The organism is Microbacterium aurantiacum (assembly GCF_040532595.1).
In the GTDB taxonomy this organism is placed as follows: Bacteria; Actinomycetota; Actinomycetes; order Actinomycetales; family Microbacteriaceae; genus Microbacterium; species Microbacterium chocolatum_B.
Genome location: NZ_JBEVYX010000001.1, coordinates 2,483,851 through 2,496,073 on the forward strand (window position 1 = coordinate 2,483,851; position 12,223 = coordinate 2,496,073).

The following is a 12,223-nucleotide window of genomic DNA, read 5'->3' on the forward strand; positions in this document are numbered from 1 at the left end:
CTCCGCGGGGCCCCTCGTGCGTCCCCGAGGTTGACTCTCCGCTGTGAGACGTCTTCCCGACCCGCCCCCGTCCGACGTGCCGGAGCCGCAGGAGCAAGGGGACGACGACGCGCTCGTGCTGCCGGCGTCCTGGACGGCGCCCCCGCGTCCGCCCATCCCCGTCGTCGCGGCGACCGTGCCGGTGATCGGCGCCGTCGCGCTCTGGCTGGTCACCGGTTCGGTCCTGTCTCTGTGGCTGGCGGCACTCGGACCCCTGGTGGCGATCGCCACCGCGGGAGATGCGGCCCGCACGGCGCGGCGCGATCGGCGCCGTCACCGCGTCGACGCCGACGCGCAGCGGGCCGCCCTGGCCGAGCGCGTCGCCCGGCGGCACGAGAGCGAGCGCCGACACCGTCGGATGCGGCATCCGGACGTCGCGTCCTATCTCTCGCGCGACGGCGAGGTGTGGCGCACGCGGTCCGAGCCGGAAGAGCTGCTCGTCCTCGGGTCGGGCGACGTCGAGTCGGGGGTGCGGATGACCGGTGGCGAAGGGGATCCCGCCTCGATCGCCCTGCGCGCGCGGGCAGCGCGACTCACCGACGCACCCCTGGTCGTCCCCGCCCGCGCGGGCGTCGTCGTCTCCGGCGTTCCGGTGCTCGCGCGCGGCGTCCAGCGCGCCCTCGCACTCCAGCTCTGCCTCGCGCTTCCGCCCGGGGCGCTGCGCGTCGTCGGCGCCCTCGACGCCGAGCTCTCGTGGGCCGAGCACCTTCCGCATCGCCGAGCGACCTCCGGTCTGCGTCTGATGCTCCTCGCCCCGGGCGAGCGTGCCGACGGCACCGCCGACATCGTCCTCGCGCGGCGCGGACCCGGCGAACCGGCACCGCGCGGCTGCGCGGTCACCGTGGACGTGGAGGCGCCCACCCGTGCCCGCGTGGACCACGCGGGTGCGGTTGGCGCCGTCGCGATCGAGGCCATCTCGGCGGAGCAGGCCCGCGCCGTGGGCGACGCCCTGTCCGAGCGCGCGCGCATCTGGCTGCGGGACGGCCTCGATGGCACGGCCCCCGTGGCGCTCGCCCACATCCTTCCCGACGCGCCGTCGGCGGCGCCGGGCACCCTGCCCGCGGTGGTCGGGCGCGACGCGCACGGACCGGTCCAGGTCGATCTCGTCACCGACGGCCCGCACGCGGTGGTCACCGGCGTCACCGGCGCCGGGAAGAGCGAGCTGCTCATCACCTGGGTCCTCGCTCTCGCGTCGACGCACACGACCGCGCAGGTGAGTTTCCTGCTGGCCGACTTCAAGGGCGGCACCGCCTTCGACGCGCTCGCCGAGGTGCCGCACGTGACGGGCGTCATCACCGACCTCGACGGCGACGGCGCGCGGCGCGCGTTCGAGAGCCTGCGCGCCGAGGTCCGCTGGCGGGAGGCGACGCTTGCGGAGGCCGGCGCCCGCGACATCGGCGACCCCCGCGTACAGCTGCCCCGGCTCGTGGTGGTGATCGACGAGTTCGCCGCCGTCCTCGCAGAGCATCCCGAACTGCACGCCCTCTTCGCCGACCTCGCCGCGCGCGGACGTGCCCTCGGCATGCACCTCATCCTCGGCACACAGCGGGCCTCGGGGGTGATCCGCGACAGTCTTCTGGCGAACTGCCCCCTGCGGATGAGCCTGCGCGTCACCGACGCCGCCGACAGCCGGCTCCTCCTCGGGTCCCCCGATGCCGCCGAGCTCCCCGGCGATCGCGCGGCGGCGGGACTCGCCCTCATCCGTCGAGCCGCCGACACGGAACCGCAGCGCGTCCGCATCGCGCTGTCGCATCCGGACGACGCCGCAGCGGTCGTCGCACGGGGTGAGGCGAGGCCGCGCCGCCCGTGGTTGCCCGATCTGCCGCGGGAGCTGCCTGCGGCGGAGGTCCATCACTCGATCGCACCGGGGACCCTGGTGCTCGGGCTCGCCGACGAGCCCGAGCACCAGCGCCAAGGACCGGCATCCGTCTGCGTCGCAGACGGGAGTCTTCTCGTCGTCGGCGGTCCGCGCTCGGGGAAGAGCTCGACGCTGCAGCTGGTCACGCACCGAGCGGGGGCGAGCGCGAGCGAACCTCCCGTCGTCGTGCCCGCGGATCCCGAGGCGGCGTGGGACCTGCTGACGGAGTGGCGGTGGGTGCCGCCGGCGCCGGGAACGGTCATCGTGCTCGACGACCTCGACGGTCTCGTCGGACGCTTCCCCGCCGACTACGCCCGCGCCTTCGTCGAGGCCGTGGAGGAGGTCGTCCGCTCCGCGCGGGAACGAGGCGTCCTGATCGTGGCGAGCATGCAGAGGGTGACGGGAGCCGCCGCGCGCACCGCCGAGCTGTTCCACCGGCGGCTCCTGCTGAACCTGCCCTCGCGCGCGGATCACGTCGCCGCCGGTGGCGATCCCGCCCATCACGTCGCGCGGGCTCCCGCCGGACGCGGGCGTCTGGACGAGGTGCGGGTGCAGATCGCGATGCCTCCGGCTTCGGCGGCGGCTCCGGTCGCTCCCCGCGCCGCCGCGTGGTTCCCGGAGGCGTCGTTCACGGGTCTCGTGGCCCGGCGCACACCCGCGGTGCGCACGGCACTGGAACGCTGGGCGGGGGCGGGCACGATCATCGTCGGCGTGGAGGATGCCGAGCCGGAGGTCGCGTCCGGCGAGCGGATCGTGGCCATCGGCGAACCGGACGAATGGCAGCGGAAGTGGCCGCTCCTGGCCCGCGTCCGCGTCGATCACGACCTCGTGATCGACGCGTCGTGCGTCGCGGAGCTCCGTCTCCTGACAGGGTTCCGCGACGCGCCGCCCTTCGCTCGAGCCGGTGCGCCGCGGGGCTGGCTCGTGCGCGCGGGTGCCGACCCCGTGCGCATCGTCCTCCCCACCGGGGAATCCCGGGCGGATCGTGTCGTCGGCGATGCTTGACCGCCGAGGGGTCGACCCCTAGCGTCGCAGTCATGTCCACCACGCCGATCAGACTCGAACGGCCGGACGGCAAAGGACTGGCCGCGGGAACGCTCGGTCTGTGGGGATCCACCGTCATCGGGCTCGCCTCCACGGCGCCGGTGTACTCGCTGGTGGCGACCCTCGGGTTCGTCGTCCTCGCGGTGGGCGCGCAGGCGCCCATCGCCTTCGTCGTCGCCTTCGTCCCCATGCTCTTCATCGCCTTCGCCTACCGTGAGCTGAACAACGCGGTCCCCGACTGCGGAACGACCTTCACGTGGGGGACGAAGGCCTTCGGTCCCTGGGTCGGATGGATGGGCGGCTGGGGTGTGGCCGTTGCCGGCATGGTCGTGCTCGCCAATCTCGCGCAGATCGGCGGCATCTACTTCTGGGCACTCGTGGACGGCATCATCGGCTCGAGCCCGGACGCCCTGCTCTCCGACAACGTGCCGCTCGTCACCGCCACCGGTGTCGTCTTCATCGCCTCGATGACCTGGATCAGCTGGCGCGGTGTGGAGATCGGCGAGCGGGTGCAGAACATCCTGCTCGCGATCCAGTACCTGGCGCTGGCGATCTTCGTCGTCGCGGCACTGTGGCAGTACTTCGCGGGCTCCGCCCCGGGCGCCACGCCGTTCGCATGGGACTGGTTCAACCCGTTCGCCTTCGAGGAATGGTCCGGCTTCACCGAGGCGATCCTGCTCGCGCTGTTCATCTACTGGGGATGGGACACGTGCCTCGCCCTCAACGAGGAGACCAAGGATCCGAAGCGCATCCCGGGGCTGGCCGCCCTCCTCACCTGCGTCCTGCTGCTGTTCACCTACGTCTCGGTCACCGTCGCCGCGATGATGTACGCCGGACTCGGCGACTCCGGGACGGGACTCGGGAACGACGCGAACGCGGACGACTTCTTCCTCGCCATCAAGGACGGCCTGCTCGGTCCGGTCGGCTGGGTGCTCGTCGTCGCGGTGCTCATCTCCGCGGTCTCCTCGACGCAGACCACTATCCTCCCCACCGCGCGCGGAACCCTCGCGATGGGGGTGTACCGCGCCCTCCCGGAGCGCTTCAAGACCGTGCACCCGCGGTACAAGACCCCATCGTTCTCCACCCTGGTGATGGGTGTCGTCGCGTCCGTCTACTACGTCGGCATGACCCTGATCAGCGACAACATCCTGCAGGACTCGATCCTGTCGCTCGGCCTCGCGATCGCTTTCTACTACGCCATCACCGGCTACGCGTGCGTCTGGTACTTCCGGCGGGAGCTGTTCACCTCCGGACGGAACGTCGTCTACCGACTCGTGCTGCCCCTCCTCGGCGCGCTGATGCTCACGTACGCCTTCGTCCAGTCCGCCATTGACATGTTCGACGTCGACTACGGCTACACCGTGCTCTTCGGCATCGGAGGCACCTTCGTCCTCGGTGTCGGCTCGCTCGCGCTCGGGGTGGTGCTCATGCTGCTGTGGTTCCTGTTCCCGCGCTCGAAGCGGTTCTTCCGCGGCGAGAGCCTGAACCGGGAGACGCCCGTGATGGTTCCGGACGAGCCCGCGGCCGCGGCGCGATCGGTCGACGGCGGGCTCGCCTGACACCGGCCCGAACTCCTCAGTTCCGCGACGACACGCCGCGGATGCCGCGGGTTCGGGGCGGTAGAGGCCGGGTCGGAGGAGTTCGGTACATCCGGCCGCCCTGCCGCCGGACGCCGTGCACCGGTCGCAACTCCTCAGTTCCGCGACGACACGCCGCGGATGCCGCGGGTTCGGGGCGGTAGAGGCCGGATCGGAGGAGTTCGGCCCGTGCGAGAGGCTCAGCCGTCGGCCCGCCCGCCCGGGCGGACGGGCGTGCGGGCGTGCGGGCGTGCGGGCGTGCCTCAGGCGAGCGCGTCGGCGACGTCGCCCGCCGGAAGGTCGTGTGCGGCCGCCACGCCCGCGTTGACCACCCGTCCGCCGCGGGTGTTGAGACCCGCCGCCAGCGACGCGTCGGCGCGGAGCGCCTCGCGCCACCCGCGCCGGGCGATCTGGCGGATGTAGGGGAGCGTCGCGTTCGTCAGCGCGGAGGTGGAGGTGTTCGGCACCGCGCCCGGCATGTTCGCGACGCAGTAGAACACCGTGTCGTGGACCGCGAACGTGGGATCGGCGTGCGTGGTGGGCCGGGTGTCCTCGAAGCAGCCGCCCTGATCGACGGCGATGTCCACGAGCACCGAGCCGGGGCGCATCCGCGACACCATCTCGTTGGTGACGAGCTTCGGGGCCTTCGCGCCCGGGATCAGCACCGAACCGATCACCAGGTCCGATGCGACGACGGCGCGGTCGAGGTCCAACGGGTTGGACGACGCCGTCTTCACGCGCCCCTGGAAGTGGTCGTCGAGGTAGCGCAGACGCTGGATGTTGGTGTCGAAGACGGTGACGTCGGCGCCCATGCCGGCGGCGATCACCGCGGCGTTGGCGCCCGCGACACCGCCGCCGATGACCGTGACGGTCGCCGGACGCGTTCCGGGCACGCCCGACATGAGCAGACCCCGACCCCCGGCGGACCGCATCAGCGTCGCCGCCCCGACCATCGGTGCGAGTCGTCCGGCGACCTCGCTCATCGGAGCCAGAAGGGGCAGGCCGCCACCGGCGGCCTGCACGGTCTCGTAGGCGATCGCCGTCACGCCATCCGTCACCAGGCGTTCGGTGAGCGGGCGATCCGCGGCGAGGTGCAGATAGGTGAAGAGCACGAGGTCGTCGCGGAAGTAGCCGTACTCGCTTGCGATCGGCTCCTTGACCTTGAGCAGCAGCTCGGCACGGTCCCAGACCTCGGCCGGATCCTCGAGGAGGACGGCGCCGGCTTCGCGATACTCGGCATCCGGCATGGAGGAGCCCGACCCGGCTCCGGCCTGGACGATGACCTCGTGCCCGGCGGCGACGAGATCGTGGACGCCCGACGGGGTGAGTGCCACCCGGTACTCGTTGTTCTTGACCTCGGTGGGGACGCTGATCCTCATCGTGCGATCCTTTCCGCTCCGCCGTTGGAGCGCTCGGGCTCCGGGTCGGAGCGCCTCTAGAAGGCGGGGCGGATGGCCCCGACGGTGCGATCGCCGCCGCTGAGCGACAGCGAGAGTCTGGTCATCGTGTCGGCGACATCGGCGGGCGCAAGGGCGCCGGCCCGCTCGAGGAGGCGGAGGGCCACGGCGGTGGCCGCGCGGCCGTTCCCGTCGAGCACCTTCAGCGCCACCGTGGTGCCGTCCGGGGCGACCATCACCAGGACGCCCTCGGCGCCCGTCTTGGCGAAGACACCGAGGCGCTCGATGGCGATCGTGTCGGGGCGGTCGGGCCCGTCGATCGTCCACGGATGGGTGCGGACCGCGGCGACGAGTGCGCCGGCACTGCGATGCAGCGCGAAGGGGGAGGAGGGGGAGGCGGTGCCGATCCGGTGGATCGCCCGCGCGAGCGCCGTGAGCGAGACGGGGTAGACCGGAGCGCCGCACCCGTCGACGGCGGTGGCGCCGACCTTCTCGCCGAGGAGCCGCTCGGCCGTCTCGCGGATCTGCGCCTGCAGCGGATGGGCGGGGTCGAGGTAGGTGGCGGTGTCCCAGCCGTTGACGGCGCAGGTCAGCAGCATCGCGGCGTGCTTCCCCGAGCAGTTCATCCGGATGCGGGCCGGCGCGAGCCGCTCGCGCACGAGATCGTCGCGCGTGGGGGTGTCTCCCGGCCACGCCGGGGGGCACTGGAGGGCGTCCTCGCCGAGGCCGGCGGCATCGAGGATGTCGCGGACCACGGCCACATGGCGGTCGGTGCCGGAGTGGCTCGCGGTCGCGAGCCCGAGACGCTCGCCGTCCAGGGGGGCGCCGGCGGCGAGGAAGGCGAGCGCCTGAAGGGGCTTGAGGCTCGATCGGGGGAGGATCAGCGCATCGACGTCGCCGAGGCGATCGCGGATCGTGCCGTCCGGGGCGAGGACCACCGCGATCCCCACGTGACGGGACTCGACGAAACCGCTGCGTTCCACGAAGGCGAGCTCGACGGCGTCGGCTGCGGCGAAGGTCTGCGGCACCGCTCCAGCCTAGCGCCGGGATGTCGCGCGCCCCCATGACAGACTGTGCTCATGTTCGGCGAGCATCGATACTCCGTCCGGGCCACGTGGACCGGGGACCGTGGTTCGGGGACCTCCGGTTACCGCGACTACGACCGCTCCGTGACACTGGCCGTGCCGGGCAAGCCCGAGCTTCCGGCATCCGCCGACAAGCCGTTCCGAGGAGACCCCGCGCGGTGGAACCCGGAGGACCTGCTGCTGGCGGCACTCAGCGAATGCCACCTGCTGTCGTACCTCCACGCGTGCGTCGGCGCAGGGGTCGTCGTGCTCGGCTACGAGGACGATGCCACGGGGCTGATGGTGGAGGACGGGCGCGGGGGAGGGGCCTTCCGCGAGGTGGTGCTCCGACCGCGCGTGACCGTGGCGGAGGAGTCCATGCGCGGCGCGGCGGAGGCCATGCACGCTCAGGCGCAGGAGTGGTGCTTCATCGCCAACTCCGTGAACTTCCCGGTGCGGCATGAGCCGACCGTGATCGTCCGCGCGGACTGAGGACCCTCAGAGCCGCTCGTGCGGCAGGACCTGCTTGATGCGCTCGATCGGGTTCTGCGCGGGGACCTCGTTGTAGGCGCCGGCGAGCTCCTGCCCGGAGAGCGCGTGGATGGCCGCCATGATCTCGTCGGTGGCACCTCTGCGCGCCCGACCCGACGTCGCCGGCCCATGGTGGGACAGATCCAGGGGGGCACCGAACTTCACCGTCACACGGTGGCGCAGGGAGGGCATCTTCGCGCCCACCGGCATGACGGCATCCGTCCCGATGAGACCGACCGGGACGACGGGCGCCCCCGTCTGGAGCGCGAGGAAGGCGACGCCGGTGCGCCCCTTGTAGAGACGGCCGTCGAGGGATCGGGTCCCCTCGGGGTACAGGGCGACCGCTCGGCCCTCCTGCAGGATGCGGCGCTGCTGGTCGAGCGCGTCGAGCGCCGCCTGACCCGCGCCGCGCTGGACCGGGATCGCACCGATCGAGGTGAAGAACCAGCGGGATCCGGCGCTTTCGAAGTAGCTCGACTTGGCCAGGAAGTGCACCGGCCGCGGCGCCGCGACGGGGATGGCGATGGAGTCGAGGAACGACAGATGGTTGCTTGCGAAGATCACGGGGCCCTGGCGGGGAACGAGGTCCCGCCCCTCGACATGCGGGCGGTAGACCAATCGGCCGAGGGTCGAGATGGCGAAGCGGCCGATCGCGTAGGTCGCGCCCATCCTCTGCGGCGACGCCGAGTCCGCGGGGGAATCGGGGGTCTGCGGAGAGTCGTCCTCGGGGGTGGGGGCCGGGTCCGATGTCACCCGACGAGGGTACTCCGGATCGCATTCTCGCGGGGGAATGCCTGTACTCCCAGCGCGGACCAAGAAAAAGTGCGCGAAGATGAACACTCCCGTTCTCAATCTCCGAGGTCTTCTCCGTGCGCATCCGCCCGCTTGCCGCTCTGTCCTTCGCCGCTCTGACGGCCCTCGTCCTCACCGGGTGCGCCGGCGGCGCCCCGGAGGCGACGCCGACGGCCACCGAGGCCGCCGCCGGCGACCTGTGCTCCGTGGCTGCGCCGAGCGGCGACATCGTCACCTCCATCACGGTCGACGGCGAGGTCGGCGAGAGTGCGACGGCGACGTTCGAGACTCCGCTGGAGTTCACCAGCGCGGAGCGGGAGGTCCTCGTCGAGGGCGACGGAGCCGCGATCTCCGACGGCGACTACGTCTCGTACGCGCTCGCCGTCTTCGACGCCTCCACCGGGGAGAGCATCCAGGAGGGCGGCTTCGGAGGCTCCCCGCTCCCCGCGATGCCGATCGCGCTCGGCTCGGGCGCGGACTTCTACTTCGGATGCGCGACCGAAGGTTCGCGCGTCGTCGTCACGGTGCCCGACACCACCGGCGCCTCCGCCGGCCAGGTCTACGTCATCGACGTGCTGGGCGTCACCCCGGCCGACCAGTGGTGCGCCGTGGCCGAGCCCGGCCCCGACTTCCCGACCGTGGAGTTCGACGGCGAGGGCGTGCCCACGATCACCATCGCGGATGCCGAGCCGCCGGCCGAGGTCCAGCTCGAGGTGCTCGAGGAGGGCGACGGCGCGGTGGTCGAGCCCGGCGACAACGTCACCGTGGACTACACCGGGGTGAAGTGGAGCGACGGCACCGTCTTCGACTCCAGCTGGGAGCGCGGCGAGCCCGCGACGTTCTCCACGCTCGGCGTGGTGAGCGGCTTCCAGCGCGCGCTGGAGGGCCAGACCGTGGGATCCACCGTCGTGGTCGCAATGCCCCCGGCGTGCGGATACGGCGACACCGGATCCAGCACCCACGAGCTGGCCGGGGAGACCCTGGTCTTCGTCGTGGACATCATCGACGCCGCCCGCGCCCAGCAGTAAGGCGCCCTCGGGCGCGGCCTCCGCGCGGCGCTAGGCTGGCCGGATGCGACGCGTCATCGTCCTCGGCTCCACCGGTTCCATCGGCACGCAGGCTCTGGACGTGATCCGGGCCAACCCGGATCGGTTCGAGGTGGTCGGCCTGTCCGCCTTCTCGCGCGCGGAGGACATGCGCGCTCAGGCCGCGGAGTTCGACGTCGAGCACGTCGCCGTCGGCGCTGACGAGGCGGAGCAGCTGGTCGTCGACGTGGAGGCGGATGTCGTCCTGAACGGCATCACCGGGTCCGTCGGGCTCGGTCCGACTCTGGCCGCCCTCGCGGCGGGCCGGACGCTGGCGCTGGCGAACAAGGAGTCGCTCATCGTCGGTGGCGAACTCGTCACGCGGGTCGCGGCGCCCGGCCAGATCGTCCCGGTCGACTCGGAGCACTCCGCGATCGCGCAGGCGCTCCGCAGCGGCACGGCCGCCGAGGTTCGACGGCTCATCCTGACGGCGTCCGGCGGCCCGTTCCGCGGGCGCGATCGGGCCTCGCTCGCCGCGGTCACCCCCGCAGAGGCGCTCGCGCACCCCACGTGGGACATGGGGCGCGTGGTCACGACGAACTCCGCCACCCTGGTGAACAAGGGGCTCGAGGTCATCGAGGCCCACCTGCTGTTCGACGTCGCCTACGCCGACATCGACGTCGTCGTGCACCCGCAGTCGATCGTCCACTCGATGGTCGAGTTCGTCGACGGGTCCACCATCGCCCAGGCCTCACCGCCCGACATGCGGCTGCCGATCTCGCTCGGTCTGGACTGGCCGCACCGCGTGGCGGGCGTGGGCCGGCCGCTCGATCTCACCGCCGCGACCGCATGGACGTTCGAGCCGCTCGACGAGGACGCCTTCCCCGCAGTGCGCCTCGCGAAGCAGGTCGGCCGGGCCGGCGGCACCCATCCCGCGGTGTTCAACGCCGCGAACGAGCAGGCCGTCGACGCATTCCACGAGGGCCGGATCGGGTTCCCGGGCATCGTCGAGACGATCGAGCGCGTGCTCGATGCGCATTCGGCGCCCGCCGAGCTCACGCGCGACAGCCTCGCCGAGGCGGAGCGATGGGCGCGGGAGACCGCCGATGGGATGATCGCGCGATCCTGACCCGCCCGGGGTCCGCGGCCGCTCAGGCCGGACGGAGCGGATCCGACGACGGAGTGGAGTCCTCCGGGTACGGCACCGGCCACGCGGGCTCCGGCACCGGCCAGCCGGCGTCGCGCAGCGCCCGGCGGGCGAGCTCGCGCGCGGAGTAGGGCGTGCGGACGCCGCGGATGTCGCGGTAGTCCTGGTGGCCGGGACCGGCCCACAGGATCGCGTCGCCCTCGCCGACGAGCGCGACCGCCTCCCGGATGGCCCGCTCGGGCGGAGACGACTCGTGGATCTCGGCATCCGGCCGCGCGCGGCGCGCGCCCTCGATCAGCGTCGCGCGGATGCCGTCGGGATCCTCGTGTCGGGGGTGGTGGTCGGTGACGACGAGGATGTCGCTGCCGAGGACGGCGGTGCGGCCCATGTCGTGTCGCTTGGTCTTGTCGCGATCGCCGTCCGCGCCGACGAGCATGACGACCCGGCCGGGGGTCACCCGACGCACGGCCGCCAGCGTCTTCTCGAAGGCATCCGGGGAGTGTCCGAAGTCGACGAAGACCGCGGGGCCGCGCTCGCCCGACACCAGCTGTGTGCGACCCGGGAGGAACGCGCGGATGCGGCCGCCGTCGAGTGCCGCGACGAGCCGCTCCCAGGAGTATCCGCCCTCCAGGATCATCACGATCGCAAGCCCCGCGTTGGCCGCCATGTGGCGTCCGATGACCGGCACGACCGTCGTGAGCGCGCGGCCGTCCCGCGCCGCGAGGCGGAAGCGCGTGCCGTCTTTGCGCTCCTCGAGGATCTCGACGGTCCAGTCCGCCGCGGCCGCCGTGTCGGGGTCGTCGGCGATCGCGGGCGTCCCGACCGTGACCGCGGGCACCTCGCAGCGCTCACGCACCTCGAGCCCGGTGGCGGCGTCGATGCAGATCACCGCGCGACGGGCGCGGTCGGCGCGGAAGAGCGGCATCTTCGCCTCGAAGTACTCGCGCATGTCGGCGTAGTCGTCGAGGTGGTCGTGCGTGAGGTTGGTGAAGCCGGCGACGTCGAAGACGATGCCGTCGACGCGTCGGCGGCTGAGCGCCTGGGCACTGACCTCGACGGCGACGGCCTCGACGCCGCGCTCGCGCATGAGCGCCAGCAGTGCGTGCATCTCGTACGCCTCGGGGGTGGTCAGACGCGACACGATGACCTCGCCCGCGATGTGGCGCTCCGCGGTCGAGGAGAGTCCGGTGACGGCGCCGAGCTGCTCGAGGATCCCCTCCAGCAGGTGCGACACGCTGGTCTTGCCGTTCGTCCCGGTCGTGCCGAACAGGAGCGGCAGGGCGTCGTCCCGGCCGGTGCCGTACACCCAGGCGGACAGCGCACCGAGCACGGCGCGGGGGTCGTCGACGATGAGGACCGGCAGCGCGGACGTCGACGTCAGGGCCGCGCCGGCGGCGTCCGTCAGCACGGCCACCGCGCCGCGGGCTGCCGCGTCGGCGGCGAACTCGGCGCCGTGGCGGTTCACGCCCTGCGTCGCGACGAACAGGTCGCCGGGGCGGAGATCCCCGGTGGCCAGGGTGAGCCCGTGGATCATCACGCCGTCCGCCTCCCCGCGCACATCGGCGGCGAAGGTCTCCGCGAGAGCGCGGAGACTCACGGACGGAGCGGTGCGCGGGCGGAGCACGGGCGGCAGGTTCGAGGCGGCGTCACTGGGCATGGCGCTCCCATCTTCTCACCCGGCCCGGCCTCCGCCGGGATGGTCGGGCGGGGATCGGCCCAGGATGCGCCGACCGCTCGCAGTTCCGTTGG

The 12,223-nt window shown here is 72.6% G+C and carries 9 protein-coding genes; 5 read left to right on the forward strand and 4 right to left on the reverse strand.

Annotated elements, in window-relative coordinates; genetic code table 11:
• Nucleotides 1-43 precede the first annotated feature (43 nt).
• Both ABXJ56_RS11600 and ABXJ56_RS11605 read left to right on the forward strand, forming a co-directional pair.
• Nucleotides 44-2,902: an FtsK/SpoIIIE domain-containing protein gene (locus ABXJ56_RS11600; protein WP_353999813.1), complete on the forward strand. Its 2,859-nt coding sequence runs from the start codon at nt 44-46 to the stop codon at nt 2,900-2,902.
• 32 nt (nt 2,903-2,934) lie between these two features.
• Nucleotides 2,935-4,500, forward strand: coding sequence for an APC family permease (locus tag ABXJ56_RS11605; RefSeq protein WP_353999814.1), 1,566 nt, complete (start codon nt 2,935-2,937; stop codon nt 4,498-4,500).
• A 281-nt stretch (nt 4,501-4,781) separates the two neighbouring features.
• On the opposite strand, the gene ald is transcribed toward ABXJ56_RS11605, so the two are convergent.
• Together ald and ABXJ56_RS11615 are read right to left on the reverse strand one after the other, a co-directional pair.
• Complete coding sequence (ald, locus tag ABXJ56_RS11610) at nt 4,782-5,897, reverse strand: alanine dehydrogenase (protein WP_353999815.1); 1,116 nt, start codon at nt 5,895-5,897, stop codon at nt 4,782-4,784.
• 56 nt (nt 5,898-5,953) lie between these two features.
• On the reverse strand, nt 5,954-6,943 hold the full coding sequence (locus ABXJ56_RS11615) for an asparaginase (protein ID WP_353999816.1): 990 nt from the start codon (nt 6,941-6,943) through the stop codon (nt 5,954-5,956).
• Between the two features lie 51 nt (nt 6,944-6,994).
• On the opposite strand from ABXJ56_RS11615, the gene ABXJ56_RS11620 reads away from it, so the two are divergent.
• Nucleotides 6,995-7,471: an OsmC family protein gene (locus tag ABXJ56_RS11620; RefSeq protein WP_353999817.1), complete on the forward strand. Its 477-nt coding sequence runs from the start codon at nt 6,995-6,997 to the stop codon at nt 7,469-7,471.
• A 6-nt stretch (nt 7,472-7,477) separates the two neighbouring features.
• Here ABXJ56_RS11620 and ABXJ56_RS11625 read toward each other — a convergent pair whose 3' ends face one another.
• Nucleotides 7,478-8,179, reverse strand: coding sequence for a lysophospholipid acyltransferase family protein (locus ABXJ56_RS11625; RefSeq protein WP_354000015.1), 702 nt, complete (start codon nt 8,177-8,179; stop codon nt 7,478-7,480).
• A gap of 200 nt (nt 8,180-8,379) precedes the next feature.
• Between ABXJ56_RS11625 and ABXJ56_RS11630 the strand changes: the two genes are divergently transcribed.
• Both ABXJ56_RS11630 and dxr read left to right on the forward strand, forming a co-directional pair.
• Entirely contained in the window at nt 8,380-9,330 is a 951-nt protein-coding gene (locus ABXJ56_RS11630; protein WP_353999818.1) for an FKBP-type peptidyl-prolyl cis-trans isomerase, read from the forward strand.
• Between the two features lie 43 nt (nt 9,331-9,373).
• A complete protein-coding gene (dxr, locus tag ABXJ56_RS11635; RefSeq protein WP_353999819.1) occupies nt 9,374-10,456 on the forward strand; it encodes a 1-deoxy-D-xylulose-5-phosphate reductoisomerase in 1,083 nt (360 codons plus the stop codon).
• A gap of 22 nt (nt 10,457-10,478) precedes the next feature.
• Here the strand turns inward: dxr and ABXJ56_RS11640 are convergent, their stop codons facing one another.
• Complete coding sequence (locus ABXJ56_RS11640) at nt 10,479-12,131, reverse strand: Mur ligase family protein (RefSeq protein WP_353999820.1); 1,653 nt, start codon at nt 12,129-12,131, stop codon at nt 10,479-10,481.
• Nucleotides 12,132-12,223: the final 92 nt, after the last annotated feature.

Coding starts and splice junctions, on each gene's coding strand:
- dxr (WP_353999819.1), top strand. CDS start 9,374: ATGCGACGCGTCATCGTCCTCGGCTCCACCGGTTCCATCGGCACGCAG.
- ald (WP_353999815.1), bottom strand. CDS start 5,897: ATGAGGATCAGCGTCCCCACCGAGGTCAAGAACAACGAGTACCGGGTG.
- ABXJ56_RS11625 (WP_354000015.1), bottom strand. CDS start 8,179: ATGGGCGCGACCTACGCGATCGGCCGCTTCGCCATCTCGACCCTCGGC.
- ABXJ56_RS11640 (WP_353999820.1), bottom strand. CDS start 12,131: ATGCCCAGTGACGCCGCCTCGAACCTGCCGCCCGTGCTCCGCCCGCGC.
- ABXJ56_RS11620 (WP_353999817.1), top strand. CDS start 6,995: ATGTTCGGCGAGCATCGATACTCCGTCCGGGCCACGTGGACCGGGGAC.
- ABXJ56_RS11605 (WP_353999814.1), top strand. CDS start 2,935: ATGTCCACCACGCCGATCAGACTCGAACGGCCGGACGGCAAAGGACTG.